Genomic DNA, 17,285 nt, shown 5'->3' on the forward strand with positions numbered 1-17,285 from the left:
CGAGATAGCTACTTTCCGAGATAATTATTTTCGAGATAAATATGGATTGGTTGGTTCTTGGGCCAGAAATGCTGGCCGTGTTGTTTTTTGTCGGGGCGTTGGCAGGGTTTATTGATTCGATTGCGGGTGGTGGTGGTTTATTGACGATCCCCGCCTTGCTGGCGGCGGGCTTATCCCCGGCGCAGGCGCTGGCAACGAATAAACTTCAGGCTGTCGGCGGCTCCTTTTCCGCCAGCCTGTATTTCATCCGCCGCCGTGCGGTGAATCTGGGCGAGCAGAAGTTGGCGATTGCGCTGACGTTTGTCGGCTCGACCTTTGGTGCCTGGCTGATCCAGCAGATCAATGCTGATTTTCTGCGCCAACTGCTGCCGTTTCTCATCATTGGCATCGGCCTCTACTTTTTATTAACGCCTAAAATCGGCGATGAAGATCGGCAGCGTCGCCTAGCGCCGCTTCCGTTTGCGATGGTGGCTGGCGGTTGTGTCGGTTTTTATGACGGTTTCTTCGGCCCCGGTGCCGGGTCGTTTTACGCGCTGGCCTTTGTCACCCTGTATGGCTTCAATCTGGCAAAAGCGACAGCGCATGCCAAAATCCTGAATCTCACCTCTAACTTCGGCGGGTTGCTGTTTTTTATGCTCGGTGGGAAAGTGGTTTGGGTGGTCGGCTGCGTCATGCTGATCGGGCAGATCCTCGGTGCGCGGCTTGGGGCCAAAATGGTGATGACGAAAGGGCAAAAGCTGATTCGTCCTATGCTGGTGCTGGTTTCCGCCATCATGAGCGGCAAGCTGATTTATGACAGCCACGGGCAGGAGATTGCCGTTTGGCTGGGACAGTTTTTATAACAACAAATTATGATAACAATAGATAACATGACAACGACGCACCATTATCAACAGTTGATTGATATTTTTAATGATTGCTTTGGCGATGAATACAATACCCGTCTGGTAAAAGGCGATGATGAGCCGATTTATCTGCCAGCGGATGATGACATTCCGTATCACCGGATTGTGTTTGCCCACGGTTTTTATGCCAGCGCGCTACACGAGATTTCTCATTGGTGCATTGCTGGCGCCCAGCGGCGCTTGCAGGTTGATTTCGGCTACTGGTACTGCCCGGATGGCCGCGATGCCTCGACGCAAAGTCAGTTTGAGGTGGTGGAAATCAAACCACAGGCCTTCGACTGGCTGTTCTGTGTCGCCGCAGGCTTTCCGTTTAACGTCAGCTGCGACAACTTGAACGGCGACTGCGAGCCGGATCGTATTGATTTCCAGCGGCGCGTGCACGCGCAGGTGATGCAATATCTGGAAGAGGGGATTCCCGCGCGTCCGGCCAGCTTTATTCGTGCATTACAATCGTTTTACAATACGCCACCGCTGACGGCGGCGAGCTTCCCGTATCCAGCCGATCTGTGATGCGCGGGAACCGCAAAAATTTGAGGATAATAAATGATCGCAGAATTTGAAACGCGCATTCTGGCGCTGATTGATGACATGGTAGAGCATGCCAGCGACGATGAACTGTTTGCCGGCGGCTATTTGCGTGGTCATCTGACGGTGTCGGTGGCAGAAGCGGAAGAGCATGGGGAACACACGCTTGAAGCACTGCATCTGCGCGTTAGCGACAGCATTAATAACGCTATCAAAAACGGTGAGCTGTCACCACCGGATCAGGTACTGGTTAACGGGATGTGGGAACGTCTGTTCCAGCAGGCGCAGAATAGTACCCACTAGCTTGAATTGTTTAGAATGAGTTTAGCCGAACTCGTTATGACCGCTCCCTACTCACTGTCTCTCAGTTACATTCCTATGCAGACTCAGAGACAGTTTCGTGCGCCACACTGCTGCTATTCATATGCGATACCGTATACGCGCCCGACGCATGGCGCTCAGTCGCCGCCGCCCTGCGAACCCAGGCTCCCGGCATAAATTATGCCGCTTCGCGGTGCCATCGGTGTTCATGACCGCTAATCGAGCCACCAGTGACGCGTTCCCGACGCGGCACTGGTTTTCGCGACGTCCTGTCGCTCACTCGGCGGCTAAGCTCACCGCTGCATAATTTTTTAAGCCGGATTCTGGCAAAAACCATTACAAGTCGTGGCATTTGTGCATAAGAGGCCGTTTGTCTGTGAAGAGATAGTTTATTAATCCTGAGTGACGGGTTTACCTTTCAGCAGTTTTCTTATCCAGAAACGATTTGGATTGAGTGCGGCGAGCGTATTGCGGTCCAGCGGTAGCGGTTCGCCATACATCTGTGATGCCAAAATTTCTGCCGAGAGTGGGGCGGAGCAGAGCCCGCGTGAGCCCAACGCACCGATAATAAACAGATCCTGCCAATATGGTGCGTTTGGCACCGCGTCGGTACGGTGTTGAGGGTGCAGTCGATCTTCATACTCGGTTAGCGTTTGTTCATAGTCTGGCACCGCCCCTAATAGCGGCAAATGGTCGCGCAGCGCGCAGCGGACGCCCTGACGCGCCTGCGCATCGCTAACATCGACCGTTTTCGCCCAGTCTGCGTCGGGCAAACAATTCAGCAGCCGTTGGCGGTTGTCTTGCTGCTCGTCTTCCCGGTAATCACAGTGTGTTTCACCCCGTAAATAGCTCGCTCCGATGCAGTGTGTCTGATGTTGCGGACTCACTGGCGTCAGATAGCCGTCGTAACACAAGACCTGTTTGAGCTGGCCTAGCACCGAGTTGGTCGGAATATGGCTGACCTGTCCGCGCACGGCGTAAGCGGGTAAATGTGATGTCTGTGGCCAGTCGGTAATGTGATGACCATTGGCCAGCACCACGACCGCATGGTTTACCCGCTGGCCAGTGCTCAGGGTGAGTGCCCAGCCGTCGTCCGTTTTATCTAATGCGGAAACGGCAGTACTCATCTGTAACGACAGACCGTTCTGCTCTGCCAGCTTCAGTGCAGAAGCTGTCAGTTCTGCCGGGTACAGCCAGCCGCCGTCAGGATAAGTGATGCCGTTTACGCCTATATTCAGGCCGCTGTGACTTTCCAATTGCTGCGCATCCATGCTGACGGCCAGCGCTTCCGGCCATTCGCCTTGCAGAATCTGCTCTATTTTACGCGCACTTTTTTCATCCCAGGCGAGCTGGTTGACGCCGCACCACTGATGCTCAAACGCCAAACCCTGCTGTGCCAGCGCGGTATAGCTGCGGTGGGCAAAGTCAAAGGCGAGAGAGAAAAAGCGGGATACCGCATCGTGCCGGTTATTCAGCAGAGGATAAAGTGCCCCCTGACGATTGCCGGATGCGCCTGTAGCAGGTTGTGCTTCCGCGCAGTAGAGCGTGACGTTTGCACCGCGTCGTTGCAGCGCCAGTGCAGTGAGCACACTGGCGATGCCGCCGCCGATAATCGCAATATCGTCAGTCGTGCTGGCGGCAGGGCGCGAATACCACGGCGTCGGCGACATGACGGGAAGCGTGTCGGGAAGAATGCCGCTCAGCATCTCACGTTTCTGCCCGAACCCTTTGACTTTACTGACCTTAAACCCCGCCTGTTGCAGGCCGCGACGCACAAATCCTGCGGCGGTAAAGGTGGCGAACGTGCCTTCTTTACGGCACAGACGTGCCATTGCCTGAAACAGATTTTCCGTCCACATGTCTGGGTTTTTGGCAGGCGCGAAGCCATCCAGAAACCAGGCGTCGACCTGATGGTTCTGAGTCTCATCCAGCTCAGGCAGTAAGACGTTAACGTCACCGAACCACAGATCGAGCGTGATAGTACCTTGCGCCAGAATCAGACGATGGCAGCCCGGCAGCGCTAGCGGCCATTGCTCACGTAGTTCATCTGCGAATGCAGCCAGCTCCGGCCACTGTGCGTGTGCGGCAGCCAAATCATGCCGACGCAGAGGGAATTTCTCGAAACTAATGAAATTCAGGTGTCGCAAGGTCGCCTGTGGCTGCTGTTGGCGAAAGTCGGTAAACGCCTGCCACAGCGTCAGAAAATTCAGGCCAGTGCCAAAGCCGGTTTCCGCTATCACGCAAGCTGCGCGCGGGTGCGTGGTGAAACGCTCAGGAAACTGATTGCTCTTTAAAAACACATAACGGGTTTCTTCCAACCCATCCTGATTCGAAAAATAGACGTCATCAAACTGTTGCGATACAGGTGTACCCTGAGCGTTCCAACTTAACGACGCGTGTTGGATGGGGAGGTTGGTCACGATAAAAGGCTCATTATTCAAGTGATGATGAGATTCTATCGGGCTGAATATTGTGGCGCAAATTTAGCAATGATTTCGCGATAGTTTGGCTGATCGGACTTGTTCAGCTTACAACTGTACGCTAAAGTGCGAAGCGAAATCCCAAACTCTATAAGTGGAAGAAGAGGTATTAAATGAAACGTGCAGTGATTACTGGCCTAGGGATCGTATCAAGCATCGGTAATAACCAGCAGGAAGTTCTAGCATCATTGCGAGAAGGCCGCTCGGGCATTACTTTCTCTCAAGAGCTGAAAGATTCCGGCATGCGTAGTCACGTCTGGGGGAATGTCAAACTGGACACCACTGGCCTCATTGATCGCAAAATTGTGCGTTTTATGAGTGATGCATCGATCTATGCCTACTTATCCATGGAGCAGGCGATTCAAGATTCTGGGCTGTCTGATGAGGTTTATCAGAATAACCCGCGCGTTGGCCTGATCGCCGGTTCCGGCGGCTCTGCGCGCTATCAGGTATTCGGTGCTGACGCGATGCGTAGCCCGCGTGGTCTGAAAGCTGTTGGCCCTTATGTGGTAACTAAGTCCATGGGTTCTGCGGTATCCGCCTGTCTGGCAACGCCATTCAAAATTCACGGCGTGAACTACTCCATCAGCTCGGCCTGTGCCACTTCTGCACACTGCATCGGTAACGCAGTTGAGCAAATCCAGATGGGCAAACAGGACATCGTGTTTGCTGGCGGCGCGGAAGAACTGTGCTGGGAACTGGCCTGTGAATTTGATGCGATGGGCGCGCTGTCCACCAAATATAATGAGACGCCAGAAAAAGCGTCCCGTACCTATGATGCCGGCCGCGATGGTTTCGTCATTGCAGGCGGTGGCGGTATGGTCGTGGTAGAAGAATTGGAACACGCACTGGCACGTGGCGCACACATCTACGCGGAAGTGGTCGGCTACGGCGCGACGTCTGACGGTGCGGATATGGTTGCCCCGTCAGGTGAAGGTGCGGTTCGTTGTATGAAGATGGCGATGCACGGTGTGGATACGCCGATTGATTACCTGAACTCTCACGGCACGTCTACGCCGGTTGGCGATGTGAAGGAACTGGGTGCGATTCGTGAAGTATTTGGCGACAACTCACCAGCTATTTCTGCGACCAAAGCGATGACCGGTCACTCTCTGGGGGCAGCTGGCGTTCAGGAAGCCATTTACTCACTGCTGATGCTGGAACACAGTTTCGTTGCACCGAGCATCAACGTGGAAAATCTGGACGAGCAGGCTGCTGGCCTGAACATCGTGACTGAACCGACGGAACGTAAACTGACCACGGTGATGTCTAACAGCTTCGGTTTCGGTGGTACGAATGCGACGCTGGTCATGAGAAAATTCGATAAATAATCGGTTTATCAGTCAAATATTCTCATTGAAACGTTCTCATTGAAATAAAGAAAACCCCGCAGGCGCAAGCCGCGGGGTTTTTTGTTGGTGCGGGTTTGGTAAGCACGAGGTGCCGCGGTGGAATGGGCCCGCCCCATTTTTTTGACTGCTGCCGTGCCATTCTGCATGGCATCGTTTGCTGCCCAGCTTATGACGAGTTAATGATTTTCTGGTGTATTCTGGGTCGAGAGGCGGAGTAAGTGAACTGGAGTTGCCATACCCGTTTTTTGATATACAAAAAGCAAAAAATCATCAACGGTGGACTGTGTTTTTTCTAAAAGAAGGAGTTTTAAAATGCCTAGTAATATTTCGAATACTCCACTTTCAACGTCTACTTTACTACATAATACCTCTGCGAAGTATGAAATGAGAGGTGATAACTCACCAGATAGTAAGGGGGGGGCTCCCATTACTTCGAAAGTAAATTTCGTTTGTAATAGTAAAAGCAATTTTTCCAAAACTGATAACACTACGATCAACGATGCTGCCCAGAGTCTGAACCAAGTGTGGCATAATCTTAGAACATCAGATGGAAAAAATTATATCGGAGGGAACGTCAGTAACGAAGAAAGCGTCGAATTGACTAAAGTCCTTTCTAGTCAACAATATGTGGATATGCAGGATCAGAGTTTAGTATGCAACGCGATAGTTAATGTTCCACCACATACAATTATTGATATGCCAGAGCATAATAACAGTATCTCAAATACTAATTCCACTAAGCTAAACGATTATCAACAATTGTTACTAACACATATAAAAAATATGGGAATGACACTTACACGTAATTTAGTCTCAGTAGGGGTACCAACTGCTGCACGCGAATACGTGAGAAGGTCCGCGCTTCCAGCCTTGTTTGACAATATCCCACAGGCAGCACGCGTGAGCGCGGGGGGAATTGCCATCGCAATGCCAATTGTTCTGCAACTGGCAGGAATTATCCGAGATATTTGCGCGGGAACTCAGACACCAGAAAGCCTGAGTTCGCGACTCGCCGAGATTGCGCTTGTTACCGGGACGGGGGCGGCTTTGGCAGCAACAAGTGGACTTTCTGTAGCAGCAAATGCCCTTATCGCGGCAGTCTTTGTCTATGTACCATTACGAGATTTGTCCCAGTATTTTTTACTGCTACAGGATAATAATAAAGGTGGTGTTAATTTTAGGGCATCAGCGTTATCTGCAGCTGCTTATGCGGGGAATCAGGCTGCTGTTGATCAGGGAATGGAAATACTGGCGAATGCTTTGGAACCGACAATGGGTACATTGGCTGCGAATATTGTCGGTAGAGCGATAGTTAACATTGGCGGTGAAACTCTGGATGAGTTTACAAACCGTGGGCTCCACGCTTATTCATCCAATAACCCCAGACTTGAATTCGGTCTTGGTTTTCGACCTACAGATGAAATAACACAAAAAACAGTGTTTGATAGTATATTCAATACACTAGCTGGCCGCTCTTCCCTATTCAGTTCGGCATATTTGGGAGGGTATGCAGCTCCCGTTCAAGGTGTACTTAACAGTATGGTGACGGGCGCAGTCCTAGGACTCGGATATATACCTTTTATCTATAGCCATGCACAAAAATCTGAAGAGAGCCATAACATAATAGTCTAGCCTGTGTCCCTTAATTAAATAACCGTTGATAAAAGAACTGACTTTCGTTAGCTCGTTCAGGAAACAGACTAGTGTCATCTCATGCCCTTTGGTTGAAAAAAACTGGATAGCGTGATGAAGGCGCACTGGGGTGATTAGCCTGTCATTTATGTGCTAGATCAATACCCAAAGCAGAAAGGCAGCCACGCAGGTGCTGACAATCACCAAAAACATCGGCTTATGGAACAGGGATTGCCAACTGAGCGGCAATGACGCAATCAGCGGGTTAAACAGCGGATGCAGCAATTGTGAGGTCGTGGTCCAGTCTGTTTCCTGTGAACGCTGAATGCGCTGCGTAAACAGGAACGTCAGCAGATCGCTAACCTGCATCGGCGTCAGCGGGGTTTGTAATCCGATATTGAAGCGATTCTGCGTGTAATCCATCAATAAGTGCTGTTCCTGCGCGGTCATAGGCTGTTGTAGCAGAGCCTGCAACGGCGCGAGATTCGGGGAAAGCAGCGTGTTCTGTGCCGATAGTGGCTGTGATGATAGATTCGCTGTGGACGACGGATTCGCGTTTGTCGCGTTAGTGGTGTTGGCTGTCAGCGGTTCTGGCGCTGCGCCTGTCGTGCCTGCATGGGTCTGTGTTCCCTGCTGCGCTGGTGGAGTGGCGCGCAACAGCGTCTGCGTCTGTTGCAGCTCAACCTGTGCTTGCAGGAATTGCGTGATCAGCGGCAGATGTTTTAACGGGATAGCGTCGCCTGGGCTAAGATTTTGCATCATCATCAGATTGTTCAGCACTCTTGCAGGCTGTTCCCCAGTCATGGTCGCTAAGCGGGTGACTAACTGATTCAAGCCGCGCTGTTCCGCAGGAGAGAGCGGGCGATCGGGCGAGTTGGCGGCCTGAGCGGTTTGCGATGCTGTGGCTGATGCCGTTGACTGCGGGATTTGCCCGTTTTGCAGCAGCGTAACAACCTGCTGTAGCTGCGTTTTAGTCAGCGCGCTTAGCGTGGTGCTACCGAACTGTTGCTGGATGAAATTGCTGACCGCCTGACGGTTATTTCCCTGAGACAGCATATCCGTCAGACGCTGAAGCAACTGCTGACGTCCACCGCTATCTTGCGCCTGTGTTAAACGCGTCTGGAGTATCTGCTCGGCAGGTTGGTAATGGCGGGACAGCAGTTCATTATTTTCTGTCAGCCCTAATCCCTGTTTTACCGTTGTCCAGACTTCCGCTGCCTTTGACGTTGTCAGTGCGGCAACTCTAAGCACCAGATTTTCTAACGTCGTACGCTGCGCCAGCGTCAGCGGGCGATCGCCGTTGGCGGAACCCGCGGCGTTAGTGGATGATGCAGAAGTGGACGATGTGGTGGTTGGCGTCACCGAACGTTCGCCGGGCAGCGGGGCACCTGGGCCACTTACAGGTTGCATATCGGTTATCCTCACTGCCGTCATGATTGAGATGAATCATAGCAATCTCCCGTGACGGCCGATAGTCAGACGTCGCCTAAAACGGCACTAATCTTCTGGGGGCTTATGAGCTACGCCCTAGTGGGATGCGCAAGCGCTGGGCGAGGATCACGCCGAGTAGCGTGATGCCACCGCCAACCAGATGATAATGATGTAACGGCTCATGCAAAAAGCCAATGGCGATCATCGCCGTAAAGATCGGCGTCAGGTTCATAAAGATGGAGGCTTTGCTGGCTCCGAGGCGCATAACTCCCTGAATCCACAGAAAAGGTGCAAGGATTGAGGCCATGATGCCAGCGAAAATTACCAGCGGCAGATTTTCGGCATTGAGTTGCACATTGTCCGTCAGTAGGAAATTTGGAATCAGCACGACTACGCCAAAGGCAATTTGCACATAGAGCGATACCCAATTGGGCAACGGGATGCTCCAGCGTTTGGTCAGCACGCCATAGAGTGCATAGGACAACGACGCACAAAACATCATGAGTTCACCGGGGCCGATGCCCTGCGCCAGAATTTGTTCTGGGTGTCCCTCACCGATCAGCCAGACAATCCCGACCAGCGACAGTATGCTACCGAGCAGCACGCCCAGCGTGGGAGCCAGGCGCAGCAACGGAATGCTGAGCAGGACGGTGAGTAGCGGCACGAGTGACCCCATGATCCCCATCATCACGGCGCTGATCGAGTGCGCCGCGTAATAGGCCAGACTTTGATACAACACCATGCCAAGCAGACCCAAAACCAGCAGTTTCCAGGCGTGTTGACGAATGGTCGCCGCGTGCTGACGAAGCGTTGGCAGCATGAACGGCGTCATGACGAGGAACGCCAGCAGCCAGCGATAAAACGAGATAGCGGCTGGGTCAATAACGCTTGCTGAGAGCTTGTTGACGATGACGTTAACTGACCAGATCAGGACGGCAATGGTGGGAAAGAGGGCGTTCAACGTTGGGTTTCTCATAACAGACCAGACGAAAAACGCACCAATTGCCAGTCTGGTCGATAAAAATGGGGCAAGTGCAGCAATGGCAAACAACATAACAGAGCCATGTGATGACTATCAACCTTGTATGGCGTCGGCTTTCTATGGCGACCATCTTGTCAGATCCTCATGGGTGCTAACCGATAACGGAAAGATATCGCGTCGTAATTGCCTTGGGTTTCTGCACCATTCGGTGGCAAAATATCTCCCCGCTTTTTTTGGCTGGCTACCGATGTCGGAGAAGACAATGAAGATTCTGGTTGATGAGAATATGCCGTATGCCCGCGAGCTATTTAGCCGTCTGGGTGAAGTGCAGGCCGTACCGGGACGTCCTTTGCCGCGCGATCTGCTGGCGGACGCGGATGCGTTGATGGTGCGCTCGGTCACGAAGGTGAACGCGGATTTGCTGTCTGGTTCGGCGGTAAAATTTGTCGGCAGCGCGACGGCAGGCACCGACCATGTTGATGACACCTGGCTTAACGCCAACGGGATCGCGTTTTCTGCTGCCCCCGGCTGCAATGCCATCGCGGTAGTGGAATACGTCTTTTCTTCTTTGCTGATGCTGGCCGAGCGTGATGGTTTCCAACTGCGTGATAAAACCGTAGGGATTGTCGGCGTGGGTAATGTTGGCAGACGTCTGGATGCGCGTCTGAAAGCCTGGGGCGTTAACACGCTGCTGTGCGATCCGCCGCGTGCCGATCGCGGTGAGGCGGGGGATTTCCTGCCGCTCGACACGCTGGTGCGTGATGCCGACATTCTGACGCTGCATACGCCGTTGTATCTCGACGGCCCGTACCGTACTCACCATCTGGTTGATGCCGCTGTACTGAACGCGTTTGCGGACGGACGTATTCTGATTAACGCCTGTCGTGGCCCAGTGGTGGACAATGCTGCACTGCTTGAAGCGCTGCAACAGGGTAAAAAGCTCAGCGTCATTCTTGACGTATGGGAGCCGGAACCTGCGTTATCGACCGATCTGCTGGCGCGAGTAGACATTGGCACGGCGCATATCGCTGGCTATACGCTGGAAGGGAAAGCGCGCGGCACCACGCAGGTGTTTGAGGCGTGGAGCGAGTTTATCGGAACCCCGCAGCAGGTGGCGCTTTCGTCGCTTTTGCCTGCACCAGAGTATGCCGAAGTGACATTGACCGCGCCGCTGGATGAGGCGTTGCTAAAACGTCTGGTGCATCTGGTGTATGATGTGCGCCGGGACGATGCGTTGTTGCGCCACGTTGCGCATCAGGAAGGCGAATTCGATCGCCTGCGCAAACATTATCAGGAACGACGCGAATGGTCGTCACTCCATGTTATCTGCGCTGATGCTGATAGCGCAGATTGCCTGAACGCGCTGGGGTTCACGGCGTCAGTGCGGGATGCACGTTAACGGAGCACCGCTGAGGTTCTCCGCTGGCGGATACGTCGCATAAGCATACTATTTATTCATTAATAGACAGTTATTTATTCATGAACTGACAGACGGTGTCGCTATCGTCTGTCGGTTCCATTCGTGATTTGTGTTTCATTCAAAATTTGGGAGAGAACCAAATGTCTGACGGCTGGAATATTGCTCTGCTGGGCGCAACGGGCGCAGTAGGCACGGCGTTACTGGAATTATTGCAGGAACGCGAATTCCCGGTGGGTGAACTGTATCCGCTGGCCAGTGAACGTAGCGCGGGTGAAACCATACGTTTTAACGGCAAATCTTGCCTGGTCACCGATGTGGCGGATTTTGACTGGTCACAGGCGCAGCTGGCGTTTTTTGTTGCTGGTCAGGACGTCAGCGCCCGCTATGCGGAAGACGCGGGGGACGCGGGCTGTCTGGTTATCGACAGCAGCGGTCTGTTTGCGCTGGAGCCGGATGTTCCGCTGGTGGTACCTGGCGTGAATACGCATACGCTGGCAGATTATCGTAACCGTAATATTGTCGCGGTGGCTGACAGCCTGACTAGCCAACTGCTGACGGCGATTAAGCCGTTGACCGATGCGGCTGGGCTCTCGCGCCTGCATGTCGTCAATATGCTGTCCGTTTCCGCACTCGGTAAAGCGGCGATAGACGATCTGGCCGGGCAAAGTGCGCGTCTGCTGAATGGTGTTCCGCCTGAGGCTGGGATTTTCCCGAAACAGCTGGCATTCAATCTATTGCCTTTACTGCCCGATGATGCGGGCAGCGTGCGCGAAGAACGCGCGCTGGTCGATCAGGTGCGTAAAGTCTTACAGGATGACGGATTGCCGATTTCAGTGACCTGTATTCAGTCCCCTGTGTTCTATGGTCACGCGCAGGTTGTTCATCTTGAATCACTGCGTCCGCTGTCTGCGGAAGAAGCGCGCGATGAACTGCTCAATGCCGGGAATATTGAGGTAAGCGACGAGCAGGATTACCCGACGCAGGTTGGCGATGCTTCGGGCAATGGGCAACTGAGCGTCGGCTGTCTGCGTAATGATTATGGTATTCCTGAGCTACTGCAATTCTGGTCGGTCGCCGATAACGCCCGCTTTGGCGGCGCGCTGATGGCGGTGGAAACGGCAGAATGTCTGGTGCAGGAGTATCTCGGGTAATGTCGGAAACCACTCAGGCAGAGGCTATTCAGGCCGATGCCGCTGCGGAAAACGAACGCGCCCCGCTGAAAATCGCGCTAGGCATTGAATACGACGGTAGCCTCTATTATGGCTGGCAGCGTCAGATTGATGTCGCTAGCGTGCAGGCCTGTCTTGAAAAGGCGCTGAGCAAAGTCGCGGATGAACCGATAGAGGTGTTTTGCGCCGGGCGAACCGATGCTGGTGTTCACGGCACCGGGCAGGTGGTGCATTTCACCACGCATGCGATCCGAAAAGATGCCGCCTGGACGATGGGCGTGAATGCAAATTTACCGCCGGATATCGCGGTGCGCTGGGTGAAAACGGTGGATGAGGATTTCCATGCGCGCTTCAGCGCCACGGCACGTCGCTACCGCTATGTCATCTACAATCACCGCTATCGTCCTGCGGTGCTTTCGCGCGGCATGACGCACTTTTATCACCCGTTAGACGTGGAACGCATGGAACGAGCCGGGCAATGCCTGTTGGGGGAGAATGATTTCACCTCCTTTCGTGCAGTGCAGTGCCAGTCGCGCACGCCGTGGCGCTATGTAAATCATTTAAAGGTTACACGTCACGGTGACTATATCGTGGTAGATATTAAGGCCAATGCGTTCGTTCATCATATGGTGCGTAATATCGTTGGTAGCCTGATGGATGTCGGCTGTGGCAATCGCCCAGAGTCGTGGATTGCCGAGCTGCTGGCGGCCAAAGATCGTACGCTGGCTGGCGCAACAGCCAGAGCCGGAGGGCTGTATTTGGTGGCGGTAGATTATCCTGCGCGTTTTGCTTTGCCGCGGCCTACGAGGGGGCCGCTCTTTTTAGCGGATTGACGTTTTTTGTTGTAATGAGTGCGTCTTTTTACCTGTTGCACGCTGCCAGATGGCCGTAGGCCAAAGGCAGGGTGCGATGCGTATTAAGGACGAGGCTATTCAGCGTGCTATACGCAAGGCAACACGGAGAGTGCGGCTGCCTTGCGTATATCGACCGCGTGCGTTCGATAGACACTTTGGGAGAAGAAGTTGTGATGGAATTTATACAGTTTATTATTGATTTTATTCTGCACATTGACGTTCATCTGGCGGAACTGGTGGAGCAATATGGTGTCTGGATTTATGCCCTTTTGTTCCTGATTCTGTTCTGTGAGACCGGGCTGGTGGTGACGCCGTTTCTGCCGGGAGATTCGCTGCTGTTTGTCGCAGGGGCGCTGGCGGCGTTGCCGTCGAACGATCTGAATGTGCACACGATGGTATTCCTGATGATCGTTGCCGCGATTACGGGTGATGCAGTGAACTACACGATTGGACGACTGTTCGGTGAGAAGCTGTTTAGCAATCCGAACTCAAAGATTTTCCGCCGCAGCTATCTGGATAAAACGCATGCGTTTTACGAGCGTCACGGTGGCAAGACGATAATTCTGGCGCGCTTTGTCCCGATTGTGAGAACATTTGCGCCGTTTGTTGCCGGGATGGGGCACATGAGCTATCGGCATTTTGCAGCCTATAATGTCATTGGTGCGCTGCTGTGGGTGTTGTCGTTTACCTATGCGGGCTACCTGTTTGGCGATTTGCCGGTGGTGCAGGAAAATCTGAAATTACTGATTGTTGCAATTATTTTTCTCTCTATCCTGCCGGGCATTATTGAGATTGCCCGTCACCGTAGAGCGGCCTCGCGCGGCAATGTGAAATAAGTGAAGTATTTTAACATCCGGTTTGACCAGTTTTTTATCCACAGTACCGGAACGTTATGGTTTAATGGGCAGCATTTATGGTCTGTTCTTGGGAACACCCTTGGTGCCGATGCCTTTGTACCGCGATTGTCGTGCGTCTCAGGCATTTTTTCATTGGCAATGTTGTCAGGGAATAACATGAACAGCGGACTGGCATTTGCCAGGTTCAAGCAGAAAGGTTATCAATGAGCTGGATTGAACGAATTCTTAACAAAAGCAATATCACACCGACCCGTAAAGCGAACATCCCTGAAGGGGTCTGGACAAAATGTGATAGCTGCGGCCAGGTTCTTTATCGTGCCGAGTTGGAGCGCAATCTGGGTGTCTGCCCGAAGTGCGATCACCATATGCGCCTTTCCGCGCGCGCCCGTCTACAGGCTTTTCTGGATAAAGAAAACACTGTCGAACTGGGAAGCGAACTGGAGCCGAAGGATGTCCTGAAATTCCGGGATTCCAAAAAATATAAAGATCGTCTGGTTTCTGCACAGAAACAGTCCGATGAGAAAGATGCGCTGGTCGTGATGAAAGGCACGCTGTACGGCATGCCAATTGTCGTCGCGTCATTTGAGTTCTCTTTCATGGGCGGTTCAATGGCGTCTGTTGTGGGTGCGCGCTTTGTGCGTGCCGTTGAGCAGTCGTTGGAAGACGGTTGTCCGCTGGTGTGCTTCTCCGCCAGTGGCGGTGCGCGTATGCAGGAAGCGCTGATGTCGCTGATGCAAATGGCGAAAACCAGTGCAGCGTTGGCAAAAATGCGCGATCGCGGCTTGCCTTACATTTCTGTGCTGACCGACCCAACCATGGGGGGTGTTTCCGCGAGTCTGGCGATGCTGGGCGACCTGAACATTGCCGAACCGAAAGCGCTGATCGGCTTTGCCGGCCCACGCGTTATCGAACAAACCGTGCGTGAAAAACTGCCGCCGGGCTTCCAGCGCAGCGAATTCCTGATTGAGAAAGGGGCGATTGATATGATCGTTCGTCGTCCGGAAATGCGCTACAAGCTGGCCACGATTCTTGCCAAACTGACGAACCATCCAGAACCGGGCAACGATGATGTGGAAATCCGCAGCGATGCGCCGTCTGAATCATCACAGGATGACGCATAATTGACATGATGGGCAGGACATGTGGTGCTCGACCACGTCGTTCTCGACCGAGTAGCAATGCACGCTCTGCCCGCAATGAACCGTAAGCTAGTGAACGGGACTCATGGATACTCTTCAAATACCTCAAGCCACGTCACCTTTGGTCACGTGGCTTCATTATCTTGAGCACCTGCACGCTCAGGCCATTGATTTAGGTCTGGAACGCGTTAAGCAGGTTGCCGAACATCTCCAACTGCTCCAGCCTGCCGCCACGATCTTCACCGTCGCGGGGACAAACGGCAAAGGAACGACCTGCTGTACGCTGGAATCCATTCTGTTAGCCGCCGGGCTGCGGGTGGGTGTGTACAGTTCTCCCCATCTTGTTCGCTATACCGAGCGAGTGCGTATTCAGGGCAAGGAATTGCCTGAAGCGCAGCATACGCGGGCGTTTGCGGATATCGAAGCAGGGAGAGGGGCGGTATCGCTCACCTATTTTGAATTCGGTACGCTGTCGGCACTGCAACTCTTCAAGCAGGCGAATCTGGATGTCGTCATTCTGGAAGTGGGGCTAGGCGGGCGTCTGGATGCCACCAATATTGTGGATGCGGATGTATCCGTGGTAACCAGTATTGCTATCGACCATACCGATTGGTTAGGTAACGATCGGGAAAGCATTGGCCGCGAGAAAGCCGGGATATTCCGACAGGGTAGACCTGCCGTCGTCGGTGAACCGGATATGCCGGGAACGATTGCTGATGTTGCCGCAGAGAAAGGTGCACAGCTGCGCCGTCGCGGTCGCGACTGGGAATATTCCGTTCAGCGTGAGACGTGGAGCTGGCAGGATAAACAGCGCGAGTTGTCACGGCTGCCGTTGCCCAACGTCCCGTTAGCCAATGCCGCCACGGCACTGGCTGCATTGCACTATTCTTCACTCAACGTGAGTGAAGAGGCGATTCGACAAGGTTTGCAGCACGCCGCATTACCCGGCCGTTTTCAGACCGTGCAGGCGTCACCGCGATTGATTCTTGATGTTGCACACAACCCGCATGCGGCGGCGTATCTGGCAAACCGTTTGGCTGCACTGCCGAAAACTGGAAAAGTGCGAGCTGTCGTCGGCATGCTGTCGGATAAAGACATCGCCGGTACGTTGGCCCACTTAACGCCGTTGGTGGATGCGTGGTATTGCGCACCGCTGGAAGGGCCGCGTGGTGCCACGGCGCAGCAGATTGCCGAGCACCTGACGCATAGCCAATCGTTCTCCGATGTCGTTGCCGCCTGGCAGCAAGCAATGTTCGAGGCGACGGAGCAGGATATCGTCATTGTGTGTGGATCTTTTCATACGGTAGCGCATGTGATGGAAGCGCTGGATGAGGAGAAGGCGAATGGCGAGTAAATTTCAGAATCGACTGGTCGGTACGGTTATTCTGGTCGCGCTGGGCGTGATCGTCTTACCCGGCCTGCTGGACGGCAAGAAAAAGCACTACGAAGACGAGTTTGCATCGATTCCGCTGATCCCTAAACCGGGTGACAGCAATGAGATGGAAGCGCTGCCTGCGCTGAACCCGTCGCTGCCGAGTCAACCGCCGGAAGGGGCGGAAGCGGCGATGCAAAACAGTGCGGAAGCCGAAGCCGCTGAAGCGAGATCGTCTGCATCATCTACAACGACAGGATCTGAAACCACGACGCAGACGCCGCCATGGTCCCATTTTGGCACGAATACGCCAGCCATGACGGCACCGCCAGTGGTGGTTGAACGTCCGCCGGTTCAGACGCCAGTGCCGGTAACACCGAAGCCTCAGCCAAAGCCTGAGGTGAAGCCAGAAGTGAAACCGAAGCCAGAGCCTAAACCGGAACCCAAACCGGAAGTGAAGCCTGAAACGCAGCCGACGCCGCAAGCGCCTGTCGGGCAGGCCTATATTGTGCAGCTTGGTGCGCTGAAAAACGCCGATAAGGTGAACGAAATTGTCGCTAAGCTTCGTCTCTCTGGCTACCGCGCGTATACCGTGCCATCAACGCCGGTTTCAGGCGAAATCACCCGTATTTACGTGGGGCCAGATGCATCGAAGCAGAAGCTGGAGTCTTCACTGGGCGAGCTGAAACAGCTCAGCGGGCTAAGCGGGCAGGTTCGGGCGCATTCCGTTCGTTAACGGTCGTCGAGCGTGATGATTACGTGATGGATGGTTCTCCGTCGGCCACGTAAGTAAGCAAAAGCAGGCAGCGGGGATGAGGTTCACATCAGCGATACGTCGCCCCGCCG

Annotated in this window: 15 protein-coding genes; 12 read left to right on the forward strand and 3 right to left on the reverse strand. The window is 53.6% G+C overall.

Annotated features, from left to right (window positions below; genetic code table 11):
- Positions 1 to 41 precede the first annotated feature (41 nt).
- The 3 genes from LOZ86_RS07510 to LOZ86_RS07520 are packed head-to-tail and all read left to right on the forward strand — an operon-like array spanning position 42 to position 1,733.
- Positions 42 to 842 carry a sulfite exporter TauE/SafE family protein gene (locus tag LOZ86_RS07510; protein WP_039483995.1) on the forward strand — a complete coding sequence of 267 codons (801 nt, stop codon included), beginning with the start codon at positions 42 to 44 and terminating at the stop codon, positions 840 to 842.
- A gap of 27 nt (positions 843 to 869) precedes the next feature.
- Positions 870 to 1,415: an elongation factor P hydroxylase gene (locus tag LOZ86_RS07515; RefSeq protein ID WP_010285076.1), complete on the forward strand. Its 546-nt coding sequence runs from the start codon at positions 870 to 872 to the stop codon at positions 1,413 to 1,415.
- Positions 1,416 to 1,448: 33 nt separating this feature from the next.
- Positions 1,449 to 1,733: a YfcL family protein gene (locus LOZ86_RS07520; protein ID WP_014916053.1), complete on the forward strand. Its 285-nt coding sequence runs from the start codon at positions 1,449 to 1,451 to the stop codon at positions 1,731 to 1,733.
- Positions 1,734 to 2,143: 410 nt separating this feature from the next.
- Here the strand turns inward: LOZ86_RS07520 and mnmC are convergent, their stop codons facing one another.
- Entirely contained in the window at positions 2,144 to 4,171 is a 2,028-nt protein-coding gene (gene mnmC / locus LOZ86_RS07525) for a bifunctional tRNA (5-methylaminomethyl-2-thiouridine)(34)-methyltransferase MnmC2/FAD-dependent 5-carboxymethylaminomethyl-2-thiouridine(34) oxidoreductase MnmC1 (RefSeq protein WP_039484174.1), read from the reverse strand.
- A gap of 173 nt (positions 4,172 to 4,344) precedes the next feature.
- Between mnmC and fabB the strand changes: the two genes are divergently transcribed.
- Together fabB and LOZ86_RS07535 are read left to right on the forward strand one after the other, a co-directional pair.
- Positions 4,345 to 5,562: a beta-ketoacyl-ACP synthase I gene (gene fabB, locus LOZ86_RS07530; RefSeq protein ID WP_039483997.1), complete on the forward strand. Its 1,218-nt coding sequence runs from the start codon at positions 4,345 to 4,347 to the stop codon at positions 5,560 to 5,562.
- A gap of 333 nt (positions 5,563 to 5,895) precedes the next feature.
- Positions 5,896 to 7,215 (forward strand): hypothetical protein, encoded by a 1,320-nt coding sequence (locus LOZ86_RS07535; RefSeq protein ID WP_039483999.1) that lies wholly within the window; start codon positions 5,896 to 5,898, stop codon positions 7,213 to 7,215.
- Between the two features lie 153 nt (positions 7,216 to 7,368).
- Here LOZ86_RS07535 and flk read toward each other — a convergent pair whose 3' ends face one another.
- The gene (gene flk, locus LOZ86_RS07540; RefSeq protein WP_039484001.1) at positions 7,369 to 8,625 is read right to left on the reverse strand and encodes a flagella biosynthesis regulator Flk; all 1,257 of its coding nucleotides are present in this window, start codon (positions 8,623 to 8,625) and stop codon (positions 7,369 to 7,371) included.
- Positions 8,626 to 8,728: 103 nt separating this feature from the next.
- The gene (locus LOZ86_RS07545) at positions 8,729 to 9,700 is read right to left on the reverse strand and encodes a DMT family transporter (protein ID WP_039484003.1); all 972 of its coding nucleotides are present in this window, start codon (positions 9,698 to 9,700) and stop codon (positions 8,729 to 8,731) included.
- Between the two features lie 190 nt (positions 9,701 to 9,890).
- Here LOZ86_RS07545 and pdxB point away from each other — a divergent pair, with 190 nt between their 5' ends.
- From pdxB to dedD, 7 genes are all read left to right on the forward strand, one after another.
- Positions 9,891 to 11,027 (forward strand): 4-phosphoerythronate dehydrogenase PdxB, encoded by a 1,137-nt coding sequence (pdxB, locus tag LOZ86_RS07550; protein WP_039484005.1) that lies wholly within the window; start codon positions 9,891 to 9,893, stop codon positions 11,025 to 11,027.
- A 161-nt stretch (positions 11,028 to 11,188) separates the two neighbouring features.
- Entirely contained in the window at positions 11,189 to 12,199 is a 1,011-nt protein-coding gene (locus LOZ86_RS07555) for an aspartate-semialdehyde dehydrogenase (protein ID WP_039484006.1), read from the forward strand.
- Positions 12,199 to 13,050 (forward strand): tRNA pseudouridine(38-40) synthase TruA, encoded by an 852-nt coding sequence (gene truA / locus LOZ86_RS07560; protein ID WP_230243032.1) that lies wholly within the window; start codon positions 12,199 to 12,201, stop codon positions 13,048 to 13,050. The genes LOZ86_RS07555 and truA overlap by 1 nt, the downstream gene beginning before the upstream one ends.
- A 194-nt stretch (positions 13,051 to 13,244) precedes the next feature.
- Positions 13,245 to 13,907 (forward strand): DedA family protein, encoded by a 663-nt coding sequence (locus tag LOZ86_RS07565; protein WP_039484009.1) that lies wholly within the window; start codon positions 13,245 to 13,247, stop codon positions 13,905 to 13,907.
- Between the two features lie 224 nt (positions 13,908 to 14,131).
- Positions 14,132 to 15,049 carry an acetyl-CoA carboxylase, carboxyltransferase subunit beta gene (gene accD, locus LOZ86_RS07570; RefSeq protein ID WP_039471294.1) on the forward strand — a complete coding sequence of 306 codons (918 nt, stop codon included), beginning with the start codon at positions 14,132 to 14,134 and terminating at the stop codon, positions 15,047 to 15,049.
- Positions 15,050 to 15,152: 103 nt separating this feature from the next.
- Positions 15,153 to 16,421 carry a bifunctional tetrahydrofolate synthase/dihydrofolate synthase gene (folC, locus tag LOZ86_RS07575; RefSeq protein WP_039484012.1) on the forward strand — a complete coding sequence of 423 codons (1,269 nt, stop codon included), beginning with the start codon at positions 15,153 to 15,155 and terminating at the stop codon, positions 16,419 to 16,421.
- Positions 16,411 to 17,175 (forward strand): cell division protein DedD, encoded by a 765-nt coding sequence (gene dedD / locus LOZ86_RS07580; protein WP_230243033.1) that lies wholly within the window; start codon positions 16,411 to 16,413, stop codon positions 17,173 to 17,175. The genes folC and dedD overlap by 11 nt, the downstream gene beginning before the upstream one ends.
- Positions 17,176 to 17,285: the final 110 nt, after the last annotated feature.

The sequence above is a fragment of the Pectobacterium parvum genome, from assembly GCF_020971565.1.
GTDB lineage: Bacteria > Pseudomonadota > Gammaproteobacteria > Enterobacterales > Enterobacteriaceae > Pectobacterium > Pectobacterium polare.